This is a genomic window from Saccharopolyspora rosea (assembly GCF_025643595.1).
Lineage (GTDB): Bacteria > Actinomycetota > Actinomycetes > Mycobacteriales > Pseudonocardiaceae > Saccharopolyspora > Saccharopolyspora rosea.
This window is the reverse complement of record NZ_CP102826.1, coordinates 1994604-2021331: the sequence shown is the minus strand read 5'-3', so window position 1 is coordinate 2021331 and position 26728 is coordinate 1994604. Positions and strand designations below refer to the sequence as shown.

The 26728-nt window shown below is 72.8% G+C and carries 24 protein-coding genes; 17 read left to right on the top strand and 7 right to left on the bottom strand.

Annotation, left to right across the window (positions count from 1 at the left end):
- Positions 1-134: 134 nt before the first annotated feature.
- Positions 135-701 (bottom strand): CGNR zinc finger domain-containing protein, encoded by a 567-nt coding sequence (locus NV263_RS09800; protein ID WP_263252368.1) that lies wholly within the window; start codon positions 699-701, stop codon positions 135-137.
- Positions 702-799: 98 nt separating this feature from the next.
- Between NV263_RS09800 and NV263_RS09795 the strand changes: the two genes are divergently transcribed.
- The 3 genes from NV263_RS09795 to NV263_RS09785 are packed head-to-tail and all read left to right on the top strand — an operon-like array spanning position 800 to position 3686.
- The gene (locus NV263_RS09795) at positions 800-2239 is read left to right on the top strand and encodes an MFS transporter (protein ID WP_263252366.1); all 1440 of its coding nucleotides are present in this window, start codon (positions 800-802) and stop codon (positions 2237-2239) included.
- Positions 2240-2256: 17 nt separating this feature from the next.
- Positions 2257-3378, top strand: coding sequence for an epoxide hydrolase family protein (locus NV263_RS09790; RefSeq protein WP_263252364.1), 1122 nt, complete (start codon positions 2257-2259; stop codon positions 3376-3378).
- Positions 3279-3686, top strand: a complete 408-nt coding sequence (locus NV263_RS09785; RefSeq protein ID WP_317630432.1) for a GNAT family N-acetyltransferase — start codon at positions 3279-3281, stop codon at positions 3684-3686. The genes NV263_RS09790 and NV263_RS09785 overlap by 100 nt, the downstream gene beginning before the upstream one ends.
- A 6-nt stretch (positions 3687-3692) precedes the next feature.
- Here the strand turns inward: NV263_RS09785 and NV263_RS09780 are convergent, their stop codons facing one another.
- Positions 3693-5330, bottom strand: coding sequence for an acyl-CoA dehydrogenase family protein (locus NV263_RS09780; protein WP_263252363.1), 1638 nt, complete (start codon positions 5328-5330; stop codon positions 3693-3695).
- Positions 5331-5453: 123 nt separating this feature from the next.
- Between NV263_RS09780 and NV263_RS09775 the strand changes: the two genes are divergently transcribed.
- The 5 genes from NV263_RS09775 (at position 5454) to NV263_RS09755 (ending at position 8978) form a co-directional block, all read left to right on the top strand.
- A complete protein-coding gene (locus tag NV263_RS09775; RefSeq protein WP_263252361.1) occupies positions 5454-5942 on the top strand; it encodes a SixA phosphatase family protein in 489 nt (162 codons plus the stop codon).
- 84 nt (positions 5943-6026) lie between these two features.
- Positions 6027-6830: a thioesterase family protein gene (locus NV263_RS09770; protein WP_263252359.1), complete on the top strand. Its 804-nt coding sequence runs from the start codon at positions 6027-6029 to the stop codon at positions 6828-6830.
- 71 nt (positions 6831-6901) lie between these two features.
- A complete protein-coding gene (locus tag NV263_RS09765; protein WP_263252358.1) occupies positions 6902-7372 on the top strand; it encodes an SDR family NAD(P)-dependent oxidoreductase in 471 nt (156 codons plus the stop codon).
- Positions 7373-7441: 69 nt separating this feature from the next.
- A complete protein-coding gene (locus tag NV263_RS09760; protein ID WP_263252356.1) occupies positions 7442-8029 on the top strand; it encodes a cysteine hydrolase family protein in 588 nt (195 codons plus the stop codon).
- A 7-nt stretch (positions 8030-8036) separates the two neighbouring features.
- The gene (locus tag NV263_RS09755) at positions 8037-8978 is read left to right on the top strand and encodes a GlxA family transcriptional regulator (RefSeq protein WP_263252355.1); all 942 of its coding nucleotides are present in this window, start codon (positions 8037-8039) and stop codon (positions 8976-8978) included.
- Positions 8979-9033: 55 nt separating this feature from the next.
- Here the strand turns inward: NV263_RS09755 and NV263_RS09750 are convergent, their stop codons facing one another.
- Positions 9034-10368: an MFS transporter gene (locus NV263_RS09750; RefSeq protein WP_263252354.1), complete on the bottom strand. Its 1335-nt coding sequence runs from the start codon at positions 10366-10368 to the stop codon at positions 9034-9036.
- Positions 10369-10514: 146 nt separating this feature from the next.
- Between NV263_RS09750 and NV263_RS09745 the strand changes: the two genes are divergently transcribed.
- Entirely contained in the window at positions 10515-11213 is a 699-nt protein-coding gene (locus NV263_RS09745) for a haloacid dehalogenase type II (RefSeq protein WP_263252352.1), read from the top strand.
- A 109-nt stretch (positions 11214-11322) separates the two neighbouring features.
- Positions 11323-12015: a UxaA family hydrolase gene (locus NV263_RS09740; protein ID WP_263252351.1), complete on the top strand. Its 693-nt coding sequence runs from the start codon at positions 11323-11325 to the stop codon at positions 12013-12015.
- A 21-nt stretch (positions 12016-12036) separates the two neighbouring features.
- On the opposite strand, the gene NV263_RS09735 is transcribed toward NV263_RS09740, so the two are convergent.
- On the bottom strand, positions 12037-12927 hold the full coding sequence (locus tag NV263_RS09735; protein WP_263252350.1) for a LysR substrate-binding domain-containing protein: 891 nt from the start codon (positions 12925-12927) through the stop codon (positions 12037-12039).
- Positions 12928-13068: 141 nt separating this feature from the next.
- Here NV263_RS09735 and NV263_RS09730 point away from each other — a divergent pair, with 141 nt between their 5' ends.
- The 4 genes from NV263_RS09730 (at position 13069) to NV263_RS09715 (ending at position 17962) form a co-directional block, all read left to right on the top strand.
- The gene (locus tag NV263_RS09730; protein WP_263252348.1) at positions 13069-14202 is read left to right on the top strand and encodes an acyl-CoA dehydrogenase family protein; all 1134 of its coding nucleotides are present in this window, start codon (positions 13069-13071) and stop codon (positions 14200-14202) included.
- 132 nt (positions 14203-14334) lie between these two features.
- Positions 14335-16458, top strand: a complete 2124-nt coding sequence (locus tag NV263_RS09725; RefSeq protein ID WP_263252347.1) for an acetate--CoA ligase family protein — start codon at positions 14335-14337, stop codon at positions 16456-16458.
- On the top strand, positions 16455-16820 hold the full coding sequence (locus NV263_RS09720) for a Zn-ribbon domain-containing OB-fold protein (RefSeq protein WP_263252344.1): 366 nt from the start codon (positions 16455-16457) through the stop codon (positions 16818-16820). Before NV263_RS09725 ends, NV263_RS09720 begins: the two co-directional genes overlap by 4 nt.
- On the top strand, positions 16817-17962 hold the full coding sequence (locus NV263_RS09715; protein ID WP_263252343.1) for a thiolase: 1146 nt from the start codon (positions 16817-16819) through the stop codon (positions 17960-17962). Before NV263_RS09720 ends, NV263_RS09715 begins: the two co-directional genes overlap by 4 nt.
- A 296-nt stretch (positions 17963-18258) precedes the next feature.
- Here NV263_RS09715 and NV263_RS09710 read toward each other — a convergent pair whose 3' ends face one another.
- A complete protein-coding gene (locus tag NV263_RS09710; protein ID WP_263252341.1) occupies positions 18259-19407 on the bottom strand; it encodes a CaiB/BaiF CoA transferase family protein in 1149 nt (382 codons plus the stop codon).
- A gap of 185 nt (positions 19408-19592) precedes the next feature.
- Here NV263_RS09710 and NV263_RS09705 point away from each other — a divergent pair, with 185 nt between their 5' ends.
- The 3 genes from NV263_RS09705 (at position 19593) to NV263_RS09695 (ending at position 23314) form a co-directional block, all read left to right on the top strand.
- A complete protein-coding gene (locus NV263_RS09705; RefSeq protein ID WP_263252340.1) occupies positions 19593-20309 on the top strand; it encodes a GntR family transcriptional regulator in 717 nt (238 codons plus the stop codon).
- 319 nt (positions 20310-20628) lie between these two features.
- A complete protein-coding gene (gene solA / locus NV263_RS09700) occupies positions 20629-21756 on the top strand; it encodes an N-methyl-L-tryptophan oxidase (protein ID WP_263252338.1) in 1128 nt (375 codons plus the stop codon).
- A gap of 118 nt (positions 21757-21874) precedes the next feature.
- The gene (locus NV263_RS09695; RefSeq protein WP_263252336.1) at positions 21875-23314 is read left to right on the top strand and encodes a sodium:solute symporter family protein; all 1440 of its coding nucleotides are present in this window, start codon (positions 21875-21877) and stop codon (positions 23312-23314) included.
- Positions 23315-23461: 147 nt separating this feature from the next.
- On the opposite strand, the gene NV263_RS09690 is transcribed toward NV263_RS09695, so the two are convergent.
- Together NV263_RS09690 and hpaE are read right to left on the bottom strand one after the other, a co-directional pair.
- Positions 23462-24595: a J domain-containing protein gene (locus NV263_RS09690; RefSeq protein WP_263252334.1), complete on the bottom strand. Its 1134-nt coding sequence runs from the start codon at positions 24593-24595 to the stop codon at positions 23462-23464.
- Between the two features lie 615 nt (positions 24596-25210).
- Positions 25211-26722, bottom strand: coding sequence for a 5-carboxymethyl-2-hydroxymuconate semialdehyde dehydrogenase (hpaE, locus tag NV263_RS09685; protein ID WP_397545622.1), 1512 nt, complete (start codon positions 26720-26722; stop codon positions 25211-25213).
- Positions 26723-26728 lie beyond the last annotated feature (6 nt).

Genomic DNA, 26728 nt, shown 5'->3' with positions numbered 1-26728 from the left:
TCGCTCAACCCAGCGAGCAACCGTCCTCGGGCTCACGCCCTACCTGGCCGAGACCCGCTGCCATCCACACGCCGGCCCCGACCACCAGCTCCGACGGGACCCGGAGCCGACCTGAGAGGGTCATGTTCCGATGCTCAGCTGTTGCTGCGCCGGCTCCGGTAGGCCGCGACGCTGGCGCGGTGCGCGCAGGTTCGGGTGCAGTACTGCTTCGAGCCGTTGCGTGAGAGGTCCACGAAGGTGGCCCGGCAGCTGGGCCCGGCGCATACGCCGAGACGAGTCGGACCGAGCGCAGCGATCACGGAAGCCAGCGCGCTGAGCGTGGTCGCGGCTAGGTGCGCGGCGCAGCGGTCGGTGTCGGAGGTGACCTCGGTCCACCAGCGGCCGTGATCGTGGCGCAGCGCCGGAGTGGCTCGGCTGCGGCGCAGACCCTCGTTGATCAGCATCGCAGCTCCGACCGCGTCGGTGCTCGCTCGTTCGAGCACACCGCGCACCGTTTCGCGCAGTGCGCGGACCTCCGTCAGGTCGGTGCGGGTCAGACGCCGCCATCGACCGGTCCCCCGGTCCGTGGCCGAACTCGAAGGCTCGCCCGGTCCGGCAGGCGGATGGTCGTCGAGGAAGCCCTGGAGCTGTTCCACGGTCTCCAGCGCGTCCTCTCCCTTGATCGGCCTCAAGGTATTGGCGAGATCGACGGCCGTCTCCACCGCCGACGGCCTGTGACACGCATCTAGCATTTGACGTGTCTCCCCACCGTTCGTACAGTGACACGCGTATTAGCTTTCACATGTCACAATATACCTGGGTGGAGACGACGATGCCGCAGCCGATCCGGTCGGGAGGGCCCCTCAGCGGGGGATCTGCCCACGGCCCGGACGGGCGTCGGCTGGGACTGGTCCTGGGGATGCTGGTGCTGCCGATGTACGTCGCATTGGGGGCTCCGTCGGTGGCGCTGCCGGCGATCGGCCGCGCGCTCGGAGTGCCGTTCGCGGCCACGGCATGGATCCTCGCCGCGTGGTCGCTGACCTCGGCGCTGGCAATGCCGGTCACGGGTCGGCTGCTGGCGCGGTGGAGCCCCTTCCGGGTCCTCGTCGCCGGGGTCGTGGCGCTCGCCGCGGGCTCCGCGCTCGCGGCGGCAGGCCCGACGTTGCCGGCCGTGATCGTCGGTCGACTGATCGGTGGTGCCGGGGCGGGTACGACCGTGATCGCCGTCTTCGCTGCGGCCACCGCCCTTGCCGGGCAGCACCGGCTGCGCGCGTTGGGAACGGTCGCAGCCGCCAGCGCGACGGCGTCGGCGTGCGGCACCCTGGTGGGCGGGGCGGTCACCGCGTGGCTGGGGTGGCGTGCCGTGCTCGCGATCCCGGTCCTCGCGATGCCCCTCCTGCTGGCCGCATTGCCGAGTAGGCGCGCGCTGACGCGGATCGGTGGCGGTGACCGCGACGGTGCGGCCGGGCGACTGGACGTCGTCGGCGCGGCCGTGCTGTCGGTACTCGCCGGGTCGCTGATCACGGTGTTGCAGGCGCACTCGGTCGGCCTGCCCGCTCCGGTCACGCTTGCCGTGGCTGCCGCCGGGGTGCTCGCCGCGGCGGGACTGTGGTGGCGCGTGCGGCGCAGGCCCGACGGGTTCGTGCCTCGGCGGGTGATCGCGGCCCGCGGCGTCCTGGCGGCCGGGCTCGTCGGCGGGACCGTCTTCGCCGGCTACTACGGGGTGCTGTTCCTCGCCCCGTCCCTGATCGAGCAGGCCACCGGCGGTGACGCCCTCGAAGCCGGCGCGCTGCTGGTCCCGGCCGCCGCCTGCTCGGTGCTGGCAGGGCGGCTGGCCGGCACCGTGACCGCACGGTTCACCGCGTGGCAGGTCTCGGCCGGGCTTGCGGCACTCACCGCCGTCGGCGTGCTCGTGGTCGGGGTGTTCAACGGGCCGGTCCCGGTCGTCGTCGGCGTGGCGCTGACCGTGTGCGGGTTCGCCGGTGCCCAGGCCGTGCTGGTGGGCCTCGCACCGGAACTGGTCACCGCACACGATCGCGACACCGCACAGGGCCTACTCACCTTCATGATCAACCTGGGTGGCGGGATCGGTCCGGCCGCTGTCGCGGGCCTGGCCGGCATCGTGTCGGTGCCGGTGGCCCTCGCCGGGCTGGCGGTACTTCCCCTGGCCGGACTCGTCCTCGCCGTGACCCGGCGCCCCGGCGCCCGATATCCAGCGGAACCCCACGACGCCGTCGACTTTCAGCCCAGCAAGTCCTGACAGAAAGCGAGCCAGCTGTGGCCCCCGAGCCCTTTGAGGTCAGCATCACCGAAGCCGAGATCGCGGATCTGCGTGACCGGTTGCGACGGACGCGGTGGCCCGAGCCCGAGACAGTGGACGACTGGTCGCAGGGGGTACCGCTGGCGTATGCGCAGGAGCTGTGCCGTAGCTGGGCCGAGGACTACGACTTCGGGTTCGCCGAGCGGCTGAACGCCTTCCCGCAGTACCGCGACACCGTCGACGGGCTGGGCATCCACTTCCTGCACGTGCGCTCGCCGGAGCCGAACGCGTTCCCACTGGTGCTCACGCACGGCTGGCCGGGTTCGGTGCTGGAGTTCCTGGAGGTCCTCGGCCCGCTGACCGACCCGCGCGCGCACGGCGGGGACCCGGCGGACGCGTTCCACGTGGTCGCGCCGTCGTTGCCCGGGTACGGCTGGAGTGACAAGCCGACGGCGACCGGGTGGGGCATCACGCGCATCGCGCGCGCCTGGGACACGCTGATGGTCTCGCTGGGGTACCAGCGCTACGGCGCGCAGGGCGGTGACTGGGGTTCCGCGGTGTCCGGCGCGCTGGGCGAGGTAGCGCCCGAGCGGGTCGCCGGCGTGCACCTGAACCTGGGATCCGTGGCGGCGGGCACGTTCGACGACCCGACGCCCGCGGAGCTGGCGAATCTGGAGGCCGACAAGGAGATGCAGCGCACCGGCCGGGGGTACTCGGCGATCCAGTCGACCCGGCCGCAGACGCTCGGCTACGGCCTCACCGACTCCCCGGCGGGGCAGGCCGCCTGGATCGCCGAGAAGTTCTGGGCCTGGACCGACAACAACGGCCATCCCGAGGACGCGGTGTCGCGGCAGCAGATCCTCGACGAGATCTCGGTCTACTGGTTCACCGCGTCAGCCCCATCTTCGGCGCGCCTGTACTGGGAAAGCTTCGCCAACTTCCGGGACAAGGTGACCGCGCCGTCCGGGCTGTCGATCTACCCGCGCGACATAACCCGCCCCTCGCGGCGGGAGGCCGAGCTGCGGTTCACCGACCTGCGCTGGTTCGAGGAACTGCCGCGAGGTGGCCACTTCGCCGCCCTGGAGCAGCCGGAGTCGCTGGTCGAGCAGGTGCGCGGGTTCTTCCGCCTCTTCCGCTGACCCAGGCCCGGTACGGCACCGAACCCGCCGGATGCGTCGGACTGCGCCTGCTGTCCCCGGACGTCGCCGAGATCAAGCGGATGTACGTGCGGCCCGAGCTGCGCGGTCGCGGCGGTGGCGGGCGGCTGTTGGCGGCCTGCGAGCAGCACGGCCGCTCCCTCGGCGCGGCCGCGCTGCGCCTGGACACCCGCGGTGACCTCGTCGAGGCCCGCAACCTGTACGCCAAGCACGGGTTCGCCGAGATCCCCGCCTACAACGACGGCCGGTACGCCGAGCACTGGTTCGAGAAGCGGCTGCCCACCGGCTGACGCCGGTCATACCAGGTCGGGGAGGTGGTGCAGCGCCTCTGGCGACGCGGTGCGGGTGTGCACGAGGTCGAGGTAGGCGTCGGCGACGAGGCGCTTGCGGGGTCCGAGACCGGTGCGGGACTCGTGGTCGGCCTGGTCGAGCAGCAGCGCCGCCGTGATCGTCTCGGCGGCCAGCTCGGCGAAGTCGCCGCAGGCCGCCTCGGCGTGCTCGTCGGGCGCCGCGAGCAGCGACCTGCCGGTGGTGCGGAGCCGGTCGACGTCGGGAGCCAGGCGTTCGGCGACGGCCGCGACGTCGGGGTCCGCGATGCCCTCCAGCCACCGCTGCGCGGTGTCCGCGAGCAGTTCGTGCGCCGCGTCCTTGCGCACGCAGCGCAGCACGTCGAGGGCGATGACGTTGCTCGACCCCTCCCAGATCGAGCCGAGGTGCGCGTCGCGGACCAGGCGCGGGTTCACCCAGTCCTCGACGTAGCCGTTGCCGCCGCGGACCTCCATCGCCTCCCCGGTCACCACCCGCGCCTGCTTGCACAGGTGGTGCTTGCCGAGCGGGGTGAGCACGCGGACGAGCCGACGGGCCTCGTCGTCCCCGGCGTCGGCGCGGTCCAGGGTCGCCGCCGCTTCGAGGACGAATCCGAGCCCCGCCTCGGCGCGCAGCAGCATCGGCAGCAGCGTGCGGCGCATCAGCGGCTGGTCGAACAGCGGCCGGCCGAAGGCGATCCGCTGCCGGGTGTGGGACACCGACTCGTGCACCGCGCGCCGCATCAGCGCCACCGCGCGCATCGCGTTGGACAGCCGCGAGACGTTGACCATCTCGGCCATCTGCCGGAAACCCGCGGACAACTCGCCGACCGGCAGTGCGTAGGCGTCGGCGAGGGTGACCTCGCCGCTGGCCATGGAACGGCTGCCGAGCTTGTCCTTGAGCCGGTCGATCCGGTAGCTGTTGCGGCTGCCGTCCGGGCGCAGCCGGGGGACCAGGAACATGCCGAGCCCCCGGGTCCCGGCCGCACCGCCGGGAACCCGCGCCAGCGTCAGCACGACGTCCGCGGCGGTGTTGGAGGCGAACCACTTGTGCCCGTTCAGCAACCAGTGCGCACCGTCCGGCCGGGCCTCGGTGGCGGTCCGCCCGACGTCGCTGCCGCCCTGCTTCTCGGTCATGAACATCGCGCCGGTCAGCAGCGAGTCGAAGCTGGTCGAGGTGAGCCCGTCGATCTCGCGGGCGAAGACGTCCGGATCGCCGAACCGGCGCAGCACGCGCGCGGCCGAGTCGGTCATCGACACCGGGCAGAACAGCCCGAACTCGGCCTGCACGAACACGTAGGACAGCGCGTACTTCACCACGTGCGGGACGGTCGTCGGCCAGCCGTGCACGCCGGGCCGGTGCGACATCGCGGCGAAGGCGAACCGCTCGAACGCCAGCCGGGACATCTCGGCGTAGGCCGGGTGGTGCACGATCTCGTCGACGCGGTCGCCGTTCGCGTCGTACTGCCGCAGCCGGGGCGGGTTCGCGTCGGCGACGGCCGCCAGTTCGTCGAGCCTGCCCGCCGCGACCTCGCCGACGTCGTGCAGCACCGGGTCGACGCGGTGCATCGCGTCGACGTGGCGGGACAGCAGCGGGCGCAGCGCGGGGTCGGCGTCGGCGAAGTTCATGCCGGGCACGTTTCCACCGATCCGCCGGGCGGTCCAATACGGAGTCCGCGCCCCGCTGATACGACCGGCGACTCAATCGCCCCGGCCCGCTCGCGGGACCGCCGATCACCTACCGTGTGATCCATGGTCGACGCTCGGCGGAAACTGGTCCTGCTCCGGCACGCGAAAGCGGCGGCGCCCGACGACGTGGCGGATTTCGAGCGCCCGCTGGCCAAGCGCGGCACGCTCGACGCCCCGGCCGCAGGCCGGTGGTTGCGGGACAACGTGCCCGCCATCGAGGTCGTCGCCTGCTCGCCCGCCACCCGGGCCCGCCGGACGTGGGAACTGGCGGCCCCGGAAATCCCGGCGGCGCCGGACGTCCGCTACGACGAGCGGATCTACGCCGCGACGGCGCACCAACTCCTCGACGTGGTGCGCGCCCTGCCGGGACCGGTGATGACGGCCGTGCTGGTCGGGCACAACCCCGGTCTGGAGGACCTGGTGCGGCTGCTGACCGGGCAGCGGGCCGAGCTCAAGACGGCCGGGATCGCCGTCCTGTCCACCGCGGCCACGTGGTCGGAGGCGGGCGAGAGCTGGGCCGAGGCGGACGATTTCGCCAAACCCCGCGGTTGAGTCCACACCGGACCGCCTCCTGGGTCCGCGCACCGACACCGCTCATCCCTCGGGGAACGGCCCCGAGCAGCGAGGGGAGGACAGATGGCCGAAACCGACGGCGCCGGGTTCTTCACGCCCGACGGCGACGCGCTCATCCCGGCCCCGCACGCGGGCAGCCCGTGGGCGGAGGACATGCTGCACGGCAGGCTGCTCGGCGGACTGCTCGCGCACGCCCTGGAACGCGACCACGCCGAACCGGGGCTGCGCTTCAGCCGCCTGACCGTGGACCTGTTCCGCAACACCCGGATGGTTCCGGTCCAGGTGGTGACCGAGCGGATCCGCGACGGGCGCCGCATCCGGGTCGCCGACGCCGCGGTCCTGGCGGGCGGCACCACCGTGGCGCGCGCCAGCGGCGTCCTGCTGCGCAGCTCCGAACAGCCCGCGGGCGAGGTGCCCGCGACCAGGCCGTGGGACGCACCGACACCGGACGAACTCGGCCCGCCCCCGGTCGGCTCGGGCTGGCAGCCGCCGTTCGGGACGTGGTTGCTCGACGACGAGGGTCGGCTGAGCGGCGACTGGACGGCGACGCGCCGCCGCGCCTGGATCCGCGAGTACCACGCGCTGATCGACGGCGAACCGCTGTCGCCGTTCGTGCGCGCGGCGATCGCGGCCGATTTCGCCAGTCCGCTGGCGCACTTCGGCTCCCGCGCCCTGGAATTCATCAACGCCGACTACACGCTCACCCTCGCCCGGTCGCCCCTCGGCGCGGACATCGGGGTGGAAGCCACCGGCCACATCAGCGACGACGGCGTCGCGGTCGGCGACTGCACCCTCCACGACACCGCCGGTCCGCTCGGCTTCTGCACCACGACGGCGGTCGCGAACCCGCCCTTCCGGACGTCGTAGCCGTCCTTGACCCCGCCGATCCCCCGGGTGATCCTGGATCATTCGCCTACCGCGGATGCCAGGGGGCGCCGATGGGGCTGCTGGACGGTCGGGTCGCGCTCGTGACCGGGGCGAGCCGCGGGATCGGCGCGGCGATCGCGCGGCGCCTGGCGAGCGAGGGTGCGCGGATCGCGGTGTGCGCGCGCACCGTTTCGGCGGCGGATTCGCCGTTGCCCGGCACGGTCGGCGACACCGCGCGGCGGATCGTCGCGGACGGCGGGCAGGCCGAACCTTTCTCCGCGGACCTGGCCTCGGCCGAGCAGCCGGAGTCGCTGGTGGCGGCCGTGCTGGACCGGTTCGGACGGATCGACGTGCTGGCGCCCGACCAGGTCGTGCCCACGCCGGGCACCCTGTTCCACAAGCTGACCGGCACCGACGACCCCGACGCCGAGCCACCCGAGGTGATGGGCGAGGCCGCGCTGGCGCTGTGCACCCGGCCGCCCGAGGAACTCACCGGGCGCACCGCCTACTCCCGGGAACTGCTGACCGAACTCGGTCGCTGACCGGATCGTTCCGGTCCGGGCCGCGATCGTGCCTGTCCGCGGGGCGCGGTGGCGACGAGACTGGCCGATGTGAACAACGCGCTCCTCGTCATCGACGTCCAGGAATCCTTCCGGCAGCGCCCGCTGTGGCGGGCCACCTCGAACCCCGACATCGTGGACCGGGTCAACCGGCTCGTCGCGCTCGCGCGCGCCGAGGGCGACCTGGTCGTCTGGGTGCTGCACACCGAACCGGGCTCGGGCGGGGTCTTCGACCCGGCGCTCGGGCACGTGCGGCTGATGGACGGCCTGGCCCACCAGCCCGACGACCCGCTGCTGACCAAGACCTCGCACAACGCCTTCACCACGACGAACCTGCAACAACTGCTCACCCGGCACGGGGTGCGCTCGGTCGCGGTGTCCGGCATCCGCACCGAGCAGTGCTGCGAGACCACCACCCGGGTGGCCTCCGACCTGGGCTACGACGTCACGTTCGTGACGGACGCGACCGCGACGAACCCCATCGCGCACCGCGACGCCCCCGCCGACCGGCCGCTGGACGAACTGCTCGCCGACCCGCGCACGCTGCACTGCGCGGAGATCACCGCCCGCACCGAGTACGCGCTGGCCGGTCGCTTCGCGACCATCCGCACGGTCGCCGAGCTGACCGGGCTAGGCTGACCGGATCGTGACCCGCCGTGTCGTCTTCCTGCTGCTTCCCGGGGTGCACCTGCTCGACCTCGCCGGGCCCGCGCAGGTCTTCTCGACCGTCGGCGACTTCGGTCACCGCTACGAACCGCACTTCGTCGCCGAGCGGGACGCCGTGGACAGCGCGCAGGGGCTCGGACTGCGCACCACGACGACCTGGCCCGCGCTCACCGGGGACGACATCGTGCTCGTCCCCGGTTGGCGCGCGGAGCGGCTGACCCGGTCGCCCCGGCTGACCGAGCCTGCCGCGCGGCGGCTGCGCGAACACCACGCCTCCGGCGGCACGGTGGCGAGCGTGTGCGCCGGGGCGGAGGCCCTCGGCCAGGCCGGGCTGCTCGACGGCCGCCGCTGCACCACCCACCACGAGTTGCAGGACGAACTCGCCGAGCGCTACCCGCGCGCCGCGGTGGTGCGGGACGTGCTGTTCGTGTCCGACGGCGGCGTCATCACCTCGGCGGGCATCGCCAGCGGCATCGACCTGGCGCTGGACCTGATCGCCACCCGGCACGGACCCGCCACCGCGGCGCGGGTCGCCCGCGCCATGGTCGTCCACGCGCGCCGCAACGGCGACGAGCAGCAGGCCAGCGCGATGCTGCGGCACCGCGGCCACCTCGACGACGCGGTGCACCGGGTGCAGGACCTCGTCGACGCGCGGTTCGCCGAACGGCTCCCGCTCGCCGAACTCGCCGCCGCCGCGGGGTGCGGCGAACGCACGCTGACCCGCTCGTTCGTCCGCGCGACGGGTTTGACGCCGCTGCGCTACCAGCAACTGCTGCGCGTGGAACACGCCGAGAACCTGATCGCGGGCGGCGCCACGGTGGATTCCGCCGCCCGCGCGGTGGGTTTCGCCGACGCCCGGATGCTCCGCCGGCTGCGCGCGCGGCGGCCGGCGTGTCCGAACGATCCGCCCGGAGCGCGGTGAGCGGGAGGTCCCGGTGGCACCCGCGGGTTCGCCCGGTTTCGCGTGGTGCGCGGCGTCACCGCTCGCCGCGCGGGCGGTCCTGCGCGGCGGGCGAGGTCGCGCGGTGCGGGAGGTCCGGCCGGCGGCGCCACGGGCCGCGGAACAGGGCGGTGACCGGGAGGAACACGGCCAGGCACGCCAGGCAGACGACCAGCCACACCGACCAGCCGCCGACCGCCACCACGCGGGGCATCAGCACCGCCACCGCCACCGCCACGGCCCTGGCCAGGAAGTTGTAGACGCCCCAGGCGCTGCCCTGCAACCGCGGGTCGATGTCCTCGGTGTTCTCCGAGAAGGCCGCCATCCACGGCGCGTACGCGGTGCCCATGCCCGCCCCGAGCAGGGCGCCGGTGACCAGCAGCCGCGGCAGCGCGATCGACGGCTCGCCCATCAGCACGACCAGGTAACCGGTCATCACCACCGCCACCGCCGTGCCGGCCGCGATGAACGGCTTGCGCAGCTGGAGCCGGTCGGACAGGCGTCCCACGACCACCAGCGTCCCGAGGTTGAGCACCCAGAACCCGCTCATCACCGCCGAGGCCGACGCGGCGTCGAGACCGAAGGTGTCCGAGAGCATGCTCTGCCCGAACAGCGACAGCGTCAGGTACAGCACGAGCCACACGGAGATCCCGACGACGTGCGCCCACATCGCGCGGTGGCCGAACAACGTCCGCATCCGCACCGGCCGCGCCGTGTCGGCGCCGGACAGCGAAGCGTGCTCGGTGCGCTGGATCCGGGCCCGCAGCGCGGGCGCCAGGTCGGCGATGTTGCAGGCGATCACCGCGGAGACGACCAGCGAGATGGTGCCCATGATGACGAACTGCGAGCGCCACTGGTCGTCGAGCAGCGGCAGGGTCAGCCCGGCGATCGCGGCGGCCAGGAAGTTGGCGCCGACCGGTCCCCAGGTCCAGAAGCCGAACGCCTGCGCCCGCCCGGTGCGCGGCGAGAAGTCGCGCACCAGCGGGGCGGTCGCCGCCATCACCATTCCGTCCACAATGGCCAGAACGGCGCGGGCGACCAGCAGTTCGGCGGCCGAGTCGACGAGCGCCATGCCGTAGCACAGCACGGCGGTCAGCAGCATCAGCGGCACCAGCACCCGCACCCGGCCCCAGCGGTCGGTGAGCCGACCGCCCACCGCCGCCGCGACCGCGCCGACGGTCAGGGCCACCGCCGAGACCGCACCGTAGGTGACCAGGCTGATGCCCAGATCCCGGGTCAGCAGCGGGACCACCGGCGCGATCTGCCCCTCGTAGGAACCGATGAGGCTCGCCAGCACGGCCATCGACAGGATGCGCACCCGGCGGGATCCGGTGGGGTACTCGGAGAGTTCGCGGACGTAGGAGAGCTTCATCGCGTCGTCCTTCCGCAGTGCCGCGGCGCGGCGCCGACGACCACGCTGGCGGGGCGTGGTGGTCCTACACTGTCGGGAACCGCCGTGGCGGTGTCAAGGGCATCCCGACGCGACCGGGCCGAACAGTCCTTTGTGGAGGTTCAGTGATGGCACCACCGTTCGAGGTCGCCACGTTCGACAACTACGGCACGCTCACCGACTGGGAGGGCGGCTGCGCCCAGTTCCTCTACGGCCTCGCGCTGCGCAACGGCGACACCGAACTGGTCCCCGGCCTGGAGCTGCGCGACCGGTGGGAGGCGGCGCAGTTCGCCCTCCTGCGCCAGGAATACCGCAGTTACAAGCGGGTTCTCGGGCAGAGCCTGCGCGAGGTGTGCGCCGAGCGCGGCTGGCCGTTCGACGACGCGCTGGCCGCCGAGTTCGTCGACTCGATGCGCTGCTGGCAGCCGTTCCCCGACACCCTCCCGGCGTTGACCCGGGTGCGCGCCGCCGGCGTGCGGCTGGTGATCCTGTCCAACACCGATCGGGACATCATCGAGCACAGCCTCCGCCACCTGCGCGTGCCGTTCGACGACGTCATCACCGCCGAGGACTGCGGCGTCTACAAACCGGACCCGGACTTCTTCCACCAGGCCCTCGACCGCATCGGCGTCGCCCCGGACCGCATCATCCACGTCGCGTTCGGCTTCAAGTACGACAACGCCCCGGCCAAGCGCTTCGGCATGACCACGGCCTGGATCAACCGGCACGCCGAACCGCAACCGCCGGACGGGCCGTCCCCGGACCACACCTGGCGCGACCTGTGGGGCCTCGCCGCCCTCGCCGACGGCCGCCCCGCGCCCGCCTGACGGCGCGGGTGGCGGTGCCGCTTCTTGGCGGTGACAACGCGGGGCACGGCCAGTAGCATGCCGTTTCGGCGCACAGCAGCTGCTTCACACCTCGTGGAGGGGTGGTTCGGTGGCATCGCGAGACGAGTGGGGTTTCCGGCTCCACGCCGAGGATTCGGTGCTCATCGCCCGGTCCGACATCGAACCGGGGAGCTACCCCGCCGGTGACGGGACCGAGCTGGCGGTCACCGACGCCGTGCCCCGGGGGCACAAGGTCGCCGTCGCCGATCTCCCCGAGGGCGCCCCGGTGCGCAAGTACGGGCACGTCATCGGCTTCGCGTCCCGCCCGATCCGCGCAGGTGAGCACGTGCACACGCACAACCTCGCCTACCGGGAGTTCGCGCGCGAGCACGACTTCGGCGCTGACGCGACCCCCACCGCGTACGTGCCGGCGGACCAGCGCGCCACGTTCCGGGGTTACGTGCGCCCGGACGGCCGCGTCGGCACCCGCAACTACGCGACCGGCCTGATCGCCGGCGGGGCGCAGGTGCTGTGCTTCACCACCGGGCGCGGTTCGGCGTTCGGCTGCAAACCGGCGCCGAGCATCAAGCTGGCGACCAACACCCCGCTCTACGAGCGGATGACCGACGACATGGACATCAACTGCGGCGTCATCGCCGACGGCGAGGCGACCGTCGAGGAGGTGGGGCGGCGCATCTTCGAACACGTCCTGCGCGTCGCCTCGGGCGAGGCCACCAGGAGCGAGGAACTCGGCTACGGCGACGAGGAGTTCGTCCCGTGGCACCTGTCCACAGTGCTCTGACACCTGGCGTCCACTGAGGATTCACCGGCACTCGGCCTCGACCTCGTCGAGCAGTCCGAGCAGGCAGCGCAGCGCCGGGTTCGGGTCGTCCTCGCGCCAGGCCAGCGCCAACGGGATCGGCGGTGCGTCCTGGACCGGCACCAGGACCACGCCCGGCACCTCCAGGTGCTCGGCCGTCAGCGGCACCACGCCGACACCCGCGCCGGCACCGACCAGGGACAGGATCGTGTGCGTGTCCGGCGCCTGCTGCGCGGAGCAGGGGCTGTAGCCGTGCCGCAGGCACGCCGCCCGCACGACCTGGTTCACCACCGAGCCGCGGTGCGACGGGTAGCTGATGAACCGCTCGTCGCGCAGGTCCGCCAGGCCGACTTCCCTCCCGTCGGCCAGCGGGTGTTCCGCGGGCAGCGCCACGCCGAGTTCGTGCCGTTGCAGCTCCCGCACGCGCAACCCGGTCGACACCACCGGCAGCCGCAGCAACCCGGCGTCGATCTCGTGCCGGTGCAGCCGGTCGACGAGTTCTCCGCCGTAGAGCGGGCTGACGATGTCGAAGCGCACGCCCGGGTGGCGCTCCCGGAACTTGCGCACGATCAGCAGCAACACCTGGTAGGACGTCGGACCGCTGAACCCCAGCCGGATCGAGCCGATCTCACCGGCCGCCGCCTGCCGCGCCACCCGCGGCGCGGCCTGCGCCGCCTCCAGCGTCCGGCGCGCCTCGACCAGGAACGCCTCGCCCGCCGCGGTCAGCGCGACGTTGCGGGTGGTGCGCCGCAGCAGCGCGACGCCGACCTCCCCCTCCAACCGCTTGATCTGCTGGGACAACGGTGGTTGCGACATGTGCAGGCGTTCGGCCGCCCGGCGGAAGTTCAGCTCCTCGGCCACGGCCACGAACGCCCGCAGGTGGCGCAGCTCCACACTCACCTCCCGCGCGCACGTTCGCCCAGGTCAGCGCCGATTCTGTCGCGAATCCGAATCAAAGCTACCGGAATTTGGTGTTGGACGGAACACACCCGCTGCTCCTAGCGTCGGGACGACCCCGCGCCGCAGAGGAGAGCGATGGATCCCTTCGACGACATCCTGCGCACCGTGCGCGAGTTCGTCCGCGACGAGGTGGTGCCCGCCGAGGACGAGATCGAGCGGACCGACGCGATCCCAGACCGGATTCGCGAGAAGGCCGCCGCGATGGGACTTTTCGGCTTCGCGCTGCCCGAGGAGCACGGCGGGCTGGGGCTGTCGATGGGCCAGGACGTCCGGCTGGCGGTGGAACTGGGGTACACGACCCCGGCGTTCCGCTCGATGTTCGGCACCAACAACGGCATCGCGGGCCAGGTGATCGTCCGGTACGGCACGGACGCCCAACGTCGGCGGTGGCTGCCGCGGCTGGCCGCGGGCGAGGCGGTCGCCTCGTTCGCGCTCACCGAGGACGGCGCCGGATCGGACCCGAGCCGGGTGCGCACCCGCGCGGTCCGCGACGGCGACGCGTTCGTGCTGTCCGGCGCGAAGCGGTTCATCACCAACGCGCCCGAAGCCGACCTGCTGGTGGTGTTCGCCCGGACCGACGAGAACGCCGAACCGCAGCGGGGGATTTCGGTGTTCCTCGTGGAAACCGACCGGGACGGCGTCCGGATCGCCGCGCCGGACGTCACGATGGGCCAGGCCGGGGCGCACACCGCCGAGGTGCACTTCGACGACGTGCGGGTTCCGGCCGACGCGCTGGTCGGCGGCCGGGAGGGCACCGGGTTCGGCGCGGCGATGGCGTCGCTGGCGCGCGGCCGGTTGCACATCGCCGCGATCTGCGTCGGGCTGGCCACGCGCATCCTGGACGAGGCGGTGCACCACGCCGCCGAGGCCGAGCAGGGCGGCGCCCCGATCGGCCGGTTCCAGCTCGTGCAGGCCATGCTCGCCGAGTCGCAGGCGGAGCTGTACGCGGGCCGGTCCATGGTGCTGCGGGCCGCCGAGGAGTACGACGCGGGCACCGACACCCGCCTCGCGCCGTCCGCGGCGAAGCTGTTCTGCAGCGAGATGGTCTGCCGGGTCGCCGACCGGGCGGTGCAGGTCCACGGCGGTTCCGGCTACATGCGTGGCGTTCCGGTGGAGCGCTTCTACCGCGACGCGCGCCTGTTCCGCATCTACGAGGGCACCAGCGAAGTCCAGAAGCTCATCATCGCCAGGCAACTCCTGCGCCGCTGATGCCTGCGGGCACGTCTTCGAACAGGTCCGCGAGGGCGACGGCGCGCAGAGTTGGCCGCTTTCTCCCCTTCGGTGAGCGGTCCGGCAACCGGCACCGCCGCGCAAAACGAGTTCGAGACAGTTAGGGGCACCGTGCACGCGATCCGCAAGCTCCTCCACCCGCGCTCGATCGCCGTCCTGGGCGCTTCCGACAACCCGGTCAAGCTGTCCGGCCGGCCCGTCGACTACCTCAAGCGGTTCGGCTTCACCGGCCGGATCCTGCCGATCAACGCGCACCGGGCGCAGGTGCAGGGCCTGCCCGCCCACCCGGACCTGGACGCCGTGGACGGCGACATCGACGTCGCCATGGTCATGCTCAGCGCGGACCAGGTCGCCGACGGGCTGCGGGCGTGCGCGCGGCGCGGCGTGGCGGTCGCGATCGTCGGCGCCGCCGGCTTCGCCGAGTCCGGCGAGCGCGGCGCGGTGCTCCAGCGGGAGCTGGAGGCGATCGTCGCCGAGACCGGCATCCGCGTCCTCGGCCCGAACTGCCTGGGCATGCTGAGCGTCCGGGACCGGGCGGTGCCGACGTTCACCTCGGCGCTGGACGAGGACGTCGACCTGCGGGAGGGACCGGTCGCGTTCGTCAGCCAGAGCGGCGCGTTCGGCTCGTTCATCTTCAGCGAGGCGCAGCGCTGCGGCATCGGCATCTCGCACTACCTCAACACCGGCAACGAGGCGGACCTGTCGGTCGCCGAGATCCTCGGCGGACTGGTGGACGACGAGTCGACCGCCGTCCTGATGGCCTACCTGGAGGGCGTGCACCGCGGCCGGGACCTGCTGCGGGTCGCGCGGCGGGCCCACGAGCTGGACAAGCCGATCCTCGCGGTGAAGGTCGGCCGCTCCGCCGCGGGCGCCCGCGCGGCCCGCTCGCACACCGCGTCGCTGGCCGGGGAGGACGCCGTTTTCGACGGCGCCGCACGGCAGTTCGGGATCGTCCGGCTCGACGGCATGGAGCCGCTGCTGGACGCCGCGCAGGTGTTCGCCACGCGGCGGCGCGCCCGGGGACGGCGCTTGACGACGCTGTCGCTGTCCGGCGGCGCGGGGGTGCTGATGGCCGACCTCGCCGGCGGTCACGGCCTGCGGGTACCGGTGTGGGAGCAGGCGTGGCAGCGGCGGATGGCCGAGGTCATCCCGGACTACGGCTCCCCGGCCAACCCGGTGGACCTCACCGCCACGCTGCTCAGCGATCCGGACATGCTGCGCCGGGCGCTGCGGGTGACCGTCGAGCACCCCGACACCGACCTCATCGCGGTCCTGCTGGGGAACGCCGACAAGGGGGCCGAACTGATCGTCGACGCGATCGACCAGGCGCACCGGGCCACCGACCGACCGCTGGTCGTGGTGTGGACCGGCGGCAGCGGACGTCCTCGGCAGCGGCTGCGGGAGCTGGGCATCCCGTGCTTCACCGACCCGGGGCGGGCCGCGGCCGCGCTGGGCGCGCTCGCCGACTTCAGCCTGCGCCCACCGCTGCCCTCGCCGCGACGCCCGGACGACGTGGACGACCGGGTGGCCCGCGCCGTCGTGCGGACGGCCCGCGAGCGCGGCCGGGTGCAGCTCGACGAGCACGAGTCGAGCAGGCTCGTCGCCGCCTACGGCGTCCGGTGCGCGGGCGCTTTTCCCGCCACCGACGGGGATTCGGCCGTCGCGGCGGCCCGCGACCTCGGCGGTCCGGTGGCGGTCAAGGTGCTGTCCGACCGCATCGGGCACAAGAGCGACATCGGTGGAGTCCGGCTGGGCCTGACCGAACCGGAGGAGATCCGCGCCGCCGCCGAGGAACTGCGGGCCGTCGCGGCGCGAGCGGGCGATCCGCACGCCCGGCTGCTCGTGCAGCGGATGGCCGACGGCGGCACCGAACTGCTCGTCGGCATCAAGCACGACCCCGCGTTCGGCCCGGTCGTCGTGGTCGGTGTCGGCGGGGTGCTGGTGGACGTGCTCGCCGACAGCCGGGTGGCCGTGGCGCCGCTGGACGTCGACGGCGCGCGGCGGCTGCTGCTGTCGCTGCGGGGCAGCGCGCTGTTCGGCCCGGTGCGCGGGGAACCGGCGCGCGACCTGGACGCCGCGGCCGACGTGGTGGCCCGCCTGTCGTGGCTGGCCGCCGACCTGGCCGACGACGTCGCCGAGCTCGACGTCAACCCGCTGCTGCTGGGCGCCGAGGGCCGGGGCGCGGTGGCGGTGGACTGCCTGGCGGTGCTGACCGGTGGGGAGGAGCGAGGATGAGCGAACGGTCTCCGGACGGGGTGTTCCGGGAGGGCCTGGCCGCCGGGGAATTGCGGTTCCAGCGGTGCCGGGGCTGCGCGGCGGCGGTGTTCCCACCCCGCGCCCTGTGCCCGTCCTGCGGCGCCGACGACCTGGCCTGGGAGCGCAGTGGCGGGCGCGGCACCGTCTACTCCACGACGGCGGTGCGCGGCCGCGACGGGGTGCGCAACGTCGCACTGGTCGACCTGGACGAGGGATTCCGCATGATGACCCGGATCGACGGCACGGCCCCGGACGAGGTCGCGATCGGCACCCGGGTCTCGTTCGCCGTCGTCGACGAAGACGGGGCACCGGTGGCGGTGTTCCGGGAGGGAGCCGCATGAGCCCGCGCGGGACGACCGCGGTCGTCGGCGTCGCCGAGTCCGACCTGGGCGAGGTGCCCGGCATGTCCCCGCTGGACCTGGCCGGTCAGGCGGCGGTGCGGGCGCTGGCCGATGCCGGGATCCCGAAGTCCGAAGTGGACGGTCTGTTCACCGCGTCGTCGTACTACCCGATGTCCGGCATGGACACCGCCGAGTACCTCGGCATCCGTCCGTCCTACGTGGACGGATCCACGATCGGCGGCAGTTCGTTCGTCAGCCACCTGCTGCACGCGGCGGCCGCGATCGGGGCGGGGCTGTGCACCACGGCGCTGATCGTCTACGGCAGCACCCAGCGCTCCGACGGCGGCAGGCTCGTCTCCCCGTCCAAGCCGAACCCGTACGAGGCGCCGTACCGGCCGCGCTACCCGATCAGCATGTACGCCCTGGCCGCCGCCCGGCACATGCACGAGTTCGGCACCACGCGCGAACAACTGGCCGACGTGGCCGTGGCCGCGCGGCAGTGGGCACGGCTCAACCCGGCGGCGTTCGCGCGCGAACCGCTGACGCGGCAGGACGTGCTGTCCTCGCGCATGATCAGCGATCCGCTGACCGCGCTGGACTGCTGCCTGGTCACCGACGGCGGCGGGGCGGTCGTGGTCACCGGCGCGGACCGGGCGCGGCGGTCGCCGGGCAGGCCGGTCTTCCTGCTCGGCGCGGGCGAGGCGACCTCGCACCGCAGCATCTCCGCGATGCCGGACCTGACCACGACCGCCGCGGTCGACTCGGGCGCCCGGGCCTTCCGGATGGCCGGACTTCGTCCGTCCGATGTAGACGTCGTCGAGCTCTACGACGCGTTCACCATCAACCCGGTCCTGTTCCTGGAGGATCTCGGCTTCTGCGCCAAGGGCGAGGGCGGTGGCTTCGTCGCGGACGGCCGGATCGCGCCCGGCGGCGCACTCCCGGTCAACACCAACGGCGGCGGCCTGTCCTACTGCCACCCGGGGATGTACGGCATCTTCACCATCATCGAGGCGGTCCGCCAGCTGCGGGGCGAGTGCGGACCGCGCCAGGTCGACGGCGCCGAGGTGGCGCTCGCGCACGGCAACGGCGGCGTGCTGTCCAGCCAGGTCACCGCCCTGTTCGGCACCGAGGGCACGCTCTGACCGAGCATCCCGCCTGTCCCTGAACTCGTTCTGCGAGGCGGTGCCGCCGGCGGAACCTCAGTGCCTGTCTTTGAACCTGCTCCCGGAAGGGGCGTGGCAAGCGGCGGAGCCGCTTTCTCTTTCGGTGAGCGGTCTCGCAACCCGCACCGCCGCGGGTTCTCAGCGGCCGTCTCGCGAGGACAGCCCCTCCGCCGTGTATTGGACATACATCAGGAGGGGCTCCCGGAGCGAGACGGCCGCTGAGGTTCCGCTCCCGGCACCGCCACGCAAAACGAGTTCAAAGACAGGCACTCAGCTCAGGCGCCGAACGGTTCCTCCCCGAGTTCGGCGAGGACCGCGTCGGTGTGCTCGCCGACCTCGGGGACCGGGTCCATGCGCGGTTCCCGGCCGGCGACCGTGACCGGCGGCAGCAGGGCGCGCAGCGGGCCGACCGGGCTGTCGACCTCGCGCCACCGGTCGCGGGCGGCGAGCTGCGGGTGGTCGGCGAACTCGGCCATGGTGCGCATCCGGGCGTTGGCGATCCCGGCCCCCTCCAGCCGGTCGACGATCTCGGCTCCGGTCAGCCCGGCGAACGCGGACTCGATGGCCTCGCGCAGCTCGGCGAGGTTGTCGACCCGCTTCGGGTTGGAGTCGAAGCGGGGGTCGGCGGCGAGTTCGGGGCGGCCCAGGACCCGGTCGCAGAACGTCGCCCACTCGCGCTCGTTCTGCACGCCGAGGAAGACCCGGGAGCCGTCGCCCGCGGTGAACGGCCCGTACGGCGCGATGGCGGCGTGCCGGGCGCCCGCGCGGCGCGGGGCGCGCCCGCCGTACGCCGCGTAGTAGTAGGGGAAGCCCATCCACTCCCCCAACGCGTCGAACAGGGACACCTCGAAAGCGCTGCCGCGCCCGGTGCGTTCGCGTTCGTAGAGCGCGGTCAGCACCCCGCTGAAGGCGTACATGCCACCGGCGATGTCGGCGGCGGAGATCCCGGCCTTGGCTGGTTCGGACTCGTTGCCGGTGATCGACACCAACCCGGTCTCGCACTGGATGAGCAGGTCGTAGGCCTTCTTGTCGCGGTAGGGCCCGGAGCTGCCGTAGCCGGACAGGTCGCACACGATCAGCCGGGGGAAGCGCTCCCGCAGCTGGTCCGCGCCGAACCCGAGCCGCGCCGCCGCACCGGGCGCGAGGTTCTGCACGAACACGTCGGCGCGCTCCAGCAGCCTGCCCATGATCCGCTGCCCGTCGGCGGACTTGAGGTCCAGCACGACGCTCTCCTTGTTGCGGTTGAGCCACACGAAGTGGCTCGACATGCCCTTGACCGCGGTGTCGTAACCGCGCGCGAAGTCGCCCTGCGGACGTTCCACCTTGATCACCCGGGCGCCCAGGTCGGCGAGCTGCCGGGTGGCGAACGGGGCGGCGACCGCCTGTTCCAACGAGACCACGGTGACACCTTGCAGCGGGAGCATTCGCCGCGCTCTCCTTCCCGACCGCAATTTGTACGGCCAATTGGCGTCAGCATCCATCGGGGAGCTCTGACTTGTCAACGATCGAACGGCGGATTGCGGGATCGATATGGCCGTACAAATCGTGCCGCTCATGACCCGACGAAAAGACTATTGACCGGTCAATTGCGCGGGTTTAGGTTCCGTTCATGGCGGTTCCCGGGTACCTGCGCATCCGCGCCGAACTGGAGGAGCGGATCCGCTCGGGTGCCCTGCCGCCGGGCGCGAAACTGCCGACCGAGGCCGAGATCCAGCGGCAGTACTCGGTCAGCCGCACCACGGCCCAGCGCGCACTGCACGAGCTGGCCCAGGCCGGGCTGGTGGAGCGCCACCGGCGGCGCGGCACGTTCGTCGCCGCCGGCGCCCGGCAGGAGAACCTGCTGCGCGTGGCGAACCCGACGCTGCGGGGCCCGGAGATCCCGGGCAGGCACGAGGTCGAGTCCGCCGCTGTCGTCCCGGCCGCGGACGCGGGGGTGGCGATGCCCGGCATCGCCGACGACACCCCGGTCCACCGGCTGCGGCGGCTGAAGTTCGACGTCGACGGCAACCCGATCGCCGTCGAGCTGTCCGCGGTCCCGTTCTCGTTGGCCCCGCGGCTTTTCGACGAGGACCTGACCAACCTGACCGTCCACGACTACTTCGCCCGCCACGGCGTCCGGGCGGCGAAGTCCCGGGTCTACGTCGACCCGGTCCTGCTCGACGACACCACCGCGGAGCGGCTGGGTTGCGCGCCCGGCCGCGCGGTGATCCGGCTCCGCCGGCTGACCTGGCTGGTCGACGGCGGCCTCGCGGAGGCGATGTGGCACATCATCCGCCCGGACCTCGTCGAGTTCTTCATCGAACAGTCCGTGCTGGAACACCGCTGACGCGACGACGCCGCGACCGGCGCCTCCTCGGCGGCGGTGGTCGAGCGACCGAGCGGCGCGGTCGGCACCCCGTGGGGCGCGGTGGCCGGGCCACGGAAGAACAGCGGCGCGGTCAGCGCCTCCGTGGGGGGTGGTGGCCGGGCGACAGAAGAGAACAGCGGCGCGGTCAGCGCCTCCGTGGGGGGTGGTGGCCGGGCGACAGAAGAGAACAGCGGCGCGGTCAGCGCCTCCGTGGGGGGGTGGTGGCCGGGCGACAGAAGAGAACAGCGGCGCGGTCAGCGCCTCCGTGGGGGGTGGTGGCCGGGCGACGGGAGGGAACATGACTCCACGTGTTGCGGTAGTCGGCACCGGTGTGGTCGGTGCGATGACCGCCTGGCGGCTCGCCCACCGGGGCGCGGCCGTCTCGGCTTTCGACACCTACTCCCCCGGCCACGACCGGGGCGCGTCCGCGGGCGAGTCCCGCATCTTCCGCACCGCCTACAAGGAGGGCGGCGAGTACGTCCCGCTGCTGCGGCGCGCCGAGCGGCTGTGGCGGGAGCTGGAGCGCGGCACCGCGACCGACCTGCTGACGATGTGCGGCGGGCTCACCCTCGGCCCGGCCGAGCATCCCGACGTCGCGGCCGTGCGCCGGTGCGCCGAGGAGCACGGCCTGGACCACGAGGTCCTGACCGCCGCCGAGTCGAACGCGCGCTTCCCGCAACACCGGCTGGACGACGGCGAGATCGCCGTGCTCGACCCGGCGGCCGGGGTGGTGCGTCCGGAACCGGCGGTGCAGGCCGCGTTGCGGGCGGCGGAGTCGGCGGGGGCGCGACTGCTGCCGTACCACCGCGTCGACGCGGTGGAGCCGACCGCCTCGGGTTGGCGGATCTCGTGCGGTGACGCGGTTTTCGACGTGGACCACGTGGTGTTCGCGCCGGGCCCGTGGGCCCGCGCGCTGGAGCCGCTGCGGGACCTGCCGGTGGAGGTCCGCCAGATCACCGCGTGCTGGTTCGCCGCGCGGGACGTCGCGGCGCACCGCCCGGACCGGCTGCCGATCGCGATCCGCCGCCACCACGAGGCCGGGTTCTCCTGCTTCCCCGCGCTGGACGGCGTGGGGATCAAGATCGTCCCGCACCACCTGGGTTTCCCGGTGCTCGACGACCCGGCGGGGCTGCCGCGCACGGTCGACTCGGAGTTCGCCCGCGCGGCCTCCGCCGCCGCGGCCCGGCTGCTGCCGGGCGTGGTGCCGCACCCGGTGCGCATCGGCACCTTCGCCGAGGGGTTCACGCCCGACGAGCACGCGGTCCTCGGCCCGCTGCCGGGTTCGGCCGCCGCCACGGTCATGACCGGCTTCTCCGGCCACGGTTTCAAGCTCGCCCCGGTGTTCGGCGAGATCGGCGCGGACCTCGTCCTGCACGGGACCACCGAGCACGACATCTCCCGCCTCGACCCGAACCGCTTCCGGTAGGGCTCGTCCGCCTGGGTCACGGCGAGCGGCGCGAGGCCGCTCGCGCTTTCGGCGGGCGGTCTCGCGCCGCCACGCACATCAACCCGGATCGCAGCACCGCCCCCTGGAGGGAGGCGCAATGTCGACTGGTTCTCCCGGTCAGATCGTCGGAATCGTCGTGGCCAGCCTGTTGGTGGTCGGTTCCGGAATCGCCATGTCGGTCTACTTCGGACGCAAAGCGCGGGGATCCGCGGGCTGGCTCGCGGCCGGCGAGTCCCTCCCGCTGATCGTCGTGATCATCACCCAGTTCGCCACCGCCACCGGCGGCGGTGTGCTCATCGCCCACGTCGGCATCGGCTACCGGTCGGGTTGGTCGGTGTTCGTCTACGAGGGCTGCGTGCTGGTCGGTTTCCTGGTGCTGGCGCTGATCGCCCGGTGGTTGCGGACGCAGCGGTTCACCACGGTGCCCGACATCGTGACCCGGCTGTTCGGCCGCCACCGGCTGGTGACCGCCATCGCCGCGCTCGCCGCGCTGGTGGTGCCGTTCGGCTGGCTGGCGACGCAGTTCGTCGCGTTCGCGCAGCTCTTCGGGCAGCTGACCGGCATCTCGCCGACCGCGCTGATCCTGGTGATGACGGTCGCGTCGCTGCTGTTCGTGCTGCCGGGCGGGTTGACGTCGGTGGCCTGGACGGACTTCGTGTTCGGCATCTTCATGATCGCGATGTCGCTGGGCGTGGCGGGCTACGCGGTGCACCTCGCGGGCGGCTGGGGTCACATCGCCGCGGTGGTGCCCCGGCGGCTGTGGGGCGTGGAGGGGCTGACCGCGGTCGGCTGGCAGCAGATCTGGTTGTGGATCGCGGCGATCCTGCCGGGCACGCTGACCAACCAGCTGTACTACCAGCGGGTCTTCGCCACCAAGAAGGTCTCCGACGCCCGCCGCGGCCTGGTGCTGTCCGGGCTGACGATGCTGGTCGGCGGCGTCTACGCCGGGTGCATCGGCCTGTCGGTGCACGCGATGAACCCGTCGCTGCTCAACGAGGAGGACGCGGCGGGCTGGCTGCTCACCCGGCTGCCGTCCTGGCTGGTGGTGGTCTTCGGCGCGTTCCTGGTGTCGACGATCGTGTCCACCACGGGCGCCGCACTGCAGTCGGTGGTGGCCAACCTGACCCGCGACGTCTACCAGAACATCGCGGGCCGTTCCCGCGACGAGCACCGCACGGTGGCGCTGTCCCGGGTGATCACGGTGGCGGTCGCGCTGCTGGCCGCGGTGCTGGCGATCCTGTTCCCGAAGGCGCTGGACTGGTTGGTGGCGACCTACGCCTACTCGGCGGCGGCGCTGGCCGCGCCGATCTTCCTGGGTTACCTGCTGCACCGCTTCCGCAGGCTGACCCCGGCCCCGGCGATCGCCGGGATGCTGGCCGGGATCGTCGGCTGCGGCGCGGCGCAGCTGATCGGCACGACCGTGCCGTACGCGGTGTACGGCATCGCCGCCTCGGCGGTGGTGCTGCTCGCGACCGCGCTGGCCACCTCCGGCAAGCGCACCACGTCCGTCCACAGTGAACTGGCGAGGGAGTCATGAAGGTAGCGGTGATCGGTCCGGGCGAGCTGGCCGCCCAGGACGTCGGGCACAGTCACCCCGCCGACGTCCTGTCGGACTTCCGCCCGCCTGGCGGACCGGACCGGATTCGCACCCCGAGTCGCGGGTCAGCAGTGAACCGCGCCGGGCTCAGCGGCCGGCGCTGACCACCTGCTCGACGACGGTGGTGAAGGCGTCGCGGTCGACGGTCGCCGGGTCGTCGGCGAACCAGCGGCCGATCTCGCGGACGAACTGGGCCGGGGTCATGGGCGTGACGGCCGTGCCGTTGTGGTCGGCCGTGGTGACCTCGCCCGCGCGGCTCGGGTAGATCAGCACGACGCCGCGGATCTCCACGTCCGGCAGGATCTTCTCGAACTCCGCCACGCTCTCCGGCAACCGCGTGGCGCCGCCGCGGAACGGGTGCCCGTTGCGCCACAGCGCGCCGTTCCCGTCGGCCGTGTAGTGGCCGGGCAGCCAGCTCTGGGACTCCACCAGGACGAGCCGGCGGCCGCACAGCACCGCGTGGTGGACGTCGGCGAACACCGAGTCCGGCCACGCCAGGCCGTGGAAGATCCGCAGCCCGGGCAGGCGGGTCAGGTACTTGGTGCACAGCTCGGCGGTGAGCTGCTGGACCTTCTCGTCCGCGGCGTTCGGGAGGCCGAAGACCTTGCGACCGCCGAACTCGGCGACGAACGCCCGGTCGGTCCGGTGCGCGCGCAGGTGCCTGCGCAGCAGCACCACGAGCACGGCCCCGGCGGCCACCAGCAAGGACAACCAGACCATGAGCAGCGCGGTGGTCAGCTCGACGGCCAGCCCGGCGAGCAGCAGCAGCGTCCACCCGCCGAGCAGCGCCAGCGTCGGGGTCCGCTCGGGGCCGTCGAACGGCGCGTAGCGGACCCGCGCGTGCGGGTCCACCGCGTCCCACCACGGGATGTCGTCGGGGCCCAGCCGGGGCGCCTTCGGCACGAAGTCCGGGTCGGCGCCGAAGTCCCGCCGACGCCGCCGCTGCCGCTGCCGGGGCGGTTCCGCGGGCGCCGGGGCGGTCGTGGTGGTGCGCGCGCCGTCGTAGTCGGCCCGGCGCACCGGGTCGTTCAGCGTCTCGTACGCCTCCTGGAGCAGCCGGAAGGTGCCCGCCGTCCCGCCGACGTCCGGGTGCATGGTGCGCGCGAGCGAGCGGTACGCGGACTTGATCTCCGCCGGGGTCGCGTCCCGCTGCACCCCGAGCAGCTCGTAATAGTCGACCCCGCGCACGAACTCGCCCACCTCCCACGACTGCGCGGCCATGATAGGACCCGGCCGGGAACCATGATCAACCGCGTTCCGGTGGATCCCCGCCGAGAACCGTGCCGTGCCCGGACCCGGCGCGCCATCCCCCACCGGGCGGTTCTGCCGATCAGTGCACGAAAAAACCCGCTGACCTGGTGGTCAGCGGGCTTCCACGCGGACGACCGAGGCGGCGTGCCGCCCCTCCCTTCAGGCCGTCCGGAACAGCCGCGCCCGGCCGAGATGGTGGCGCCTGCGGCCCGCGCGGCCAGCCGGTCCCTCCGTCGCGGAGGTAGGTCTGGCGAGATGGACCACGATGTCGACTCTCGGCTCATCCTAACCCGCTGATCCCGCTTCGTGGTTGCCGCGAGTGAACTCAAGTCGGTGAATTCTCAGCCAACAGGACCAGGATGTAGCCGACGTCACACTCCCCGGCCCGGACTCGTCACCGTACGTACTGTTCCCGGTGCTCAGCGTGATGACCAGGCCGCCGCGCGTCGCAGTGCGCCGCGCGCAGTCGTGGAGATCCGCGCCGGGCCGGTGGGGCGCCGATGTCCCGGCGGAGCTCGACGGCCACCACCGGCGGTGTCCACATCGGACCGTGCGGGGAACACCGCCGCAGGGTCGGAACGGACGTCACTGGACGCCGCCGAAGCGGGGCAGGCCGCCGTCGGCGATCCACGCGTGGACGATGCGCTGGTCGGTGTAGAAGTCGATGCTGCGGGTGCCGCCCTCGTGACCGACACCGCTGGCCTTGACGCCGCCGAACGGGGTGCGCAGATCGCGGATGTTGTGCGAGTTCAGCCAGAGCATGCCCGACTCGACGCGGTTGGCCACCCGCATCCCGCGCTTGAGGTCGTTGGTCCACACGTAGGCCGCCAGACCGTACTTCGTGTCGTTGGCCAGCCGGACCGCCTCGTCCTCGTCCTCGAACGGGGTGACCGCGACGACCGGCCCGAAGACCTCCTCGCGGAACAGCGCGTGCTCCGGGCGGACGTCGGCGAACACCGTCGGTTCCAGGAAGTTGCCCTCCGGCAGGTGCTCCGGGCGCTTGCCGCCGGTCACCAGCCGCGCGCCCTCCGCCTTGGCCTTCTCGACGTGCCCGAGGACCTTGTCGAAGTGCTCGGGGTGGATCAGGCAGCCGAGCTCGGTGGCCGCCTCGCCGGGCGGGCCGACCCGGAACCGGGCCGCCCGCTCCCCCAACCGCATCACGAACTCGTCGTAGATGTCGCGGTGCACCAGCACCCGCGATCCGGCCGTGCAGCGCTCGCCGTTGAGCGAGAACACGCCGAAGATCGCGCTGTCCAGCGCGGCGTCCAGGTCGGCGTCGCCGAAGATGATGTTGGGCGATTTGCCGCCCAGCTCCATGGACAGGCCCTTGAGCCCGTCGGCGGCGTTGCGCATGATGATCTGCCCCGTGGTGGTCTCCCCGGTGAAGGAGATGACCGGGACGTCCGGGTGGCGGACCAACGCGTCCCCGGCCTGCTCGCCGATGCCGTGCACGATGTTGAACACCCCGGCCGGAACGCCCGCCTCGGCGAAGATCTCCGGCAGCACGCTCACCGACAGCGGGGACCACTCGGCAGGTTTGAGCACCACGGTGCAACCGGACGCCAGGGCGGGCGCCAGCTTCCAGCTCTCCAGCATGAACGGCGTGTTCCACGGCGTGATCAACCCGGCGACGCCCTTGGGTTTGCGCACCACGTAGTTGATCTGCACGTCGGCGACCCGGTACGCCTCCTCGGTCTGCACCACGATGAGGTCGGCGAAGAACCGGTAGTTCTCGGCGGCGCGCTTGGCCTGCTGCTCGACCTGCGAGATCGGCAGCCCGGTGTCGAAGCACTCCCACCGCGCGATCTGCTCGCCGCGGGCCTCGATGCCGTCGGCGATGCGGTTGAGCACCTGGGCGCGGGCGCGGTTGCGCATGTCCGCCCACCCGCTGTCGCGGAACGCGTCCGAGGCCGCGGCCACCGCGCGGTCCACGTCGGCCGCCTGGCCGGCCGCGACCCGGGTGTACTCCGCGTTGGTGGCGGGTTCGAGCGCCCCGAAGGTCTGGCCGCCGAGGCTGGGCACGTGCTGCCCGCCGATGTAGTGGGTGATCAGTTCGGGCACGTCGGCAGGAATGCTCATGCGGGTCTCCTCGACCATCGTGGC

Coding starts and splice junctions, on each gene's coding strand:
- NV263_RS09710 (WP_263252341.1), bottom strand. CDS start 19,407: ATGCTCCCGCTGCAAGGTGTCACCGTGGTCTCGTTGGAACAGGCGGTC.
- NV263_RS09780 (WP_263252363.1), bottom strand. CDS start 5,330: ATGAACTTCGCCGACGCCGACCCCGCGCTGCGCCCGCTGCTGTCCCGC.
- NV263_RS09745 (WP_263252352.1), top strand. CDS start 10,515: ATGGCACCACCGTTCGAGGTCGCCACGTTCGACAACTACGGCACGCTC.
- NV263_RS09775 (WP_263252361.1), top strand. CDS start 5,454: ATGGTCGACGCTCGGCGGAAACTGGTCCTGCTCCGGCACGCGAAAGCG.
- NV263_RS09730 (WP_263252348.1), top strand. CDS start 13,069: ATGGATCCCTTCGACGACATCCTGCGCACCGTGCGCGAGTTCGTCCGC.
- NV263_RS09705 (WP_263252340.1), top strand. CDS start 19,593: ATGGCGGTTCCCGGGTACCTGCGCATCCGCGCCGAACTGGAGGAGCGG.
- NV263_RS09720 (WP_263252344.1), top strand. CDS start 16,455: ATGAGCGAACGGTCTCCGGACGGGGTGTTCCGGGAGGGCCTGGCCGCC.
- NV263_RS09765 (WP_263252358.1), top strand. CDS start 6,902: ATGGGGCTGCTGGACGGTCGGGTCGCGCTCGTGACCGGGGCGAGCCGC.
- NV263_RS09715 (WP_263252343.1), top strand. CDS start 16,817: ATGAGCCCGCGCGGGACGACCGCGGTCGTCGGCGTCGCCGAGTCCGAC.
- solA (WP_263252338.1), top strand. CDS start 20,629: ATGACTCCACGTGTTGCGGTAGTCGGCACCGGTGTGGTCGGTGCGATG.
- NV263_RS09690 (WP_263252334.1), bottom strand. CDS start 24,595: ATGGCCGCGCAGTCGTGGGAGGTGGGCGAGTTCGTGCGCGGGGTCGAC.
- NV263_RS09770 (WP_263252359.1), top strand. CDS start 6,027: ATGGCCGAAACCGACGGCGCCGGGTTCTTCACGCCCGACGGCGACGCG.
- NV263_RS09750 (WP_263252354.1), bottom strand. CDS start 10,368: ATGAAGCTCTCCTACGTCCGCGAACTCTCCGAGTACCCCACCGGATCC.
- NV263_RS09695 (WP_263252336.1), top strand. CDS start 21,875: ATGTCGACTGGTTCTCCCGGTCAGATCGTCGGAATCGTCGTGGCCAGC.
- hpaE (WP_397545622.1), bottom strand. CDS start 26,722: ATGGTCGAGGAGACCCGCATGAGCATTCCTGCCGACGTGCCCGAACTG.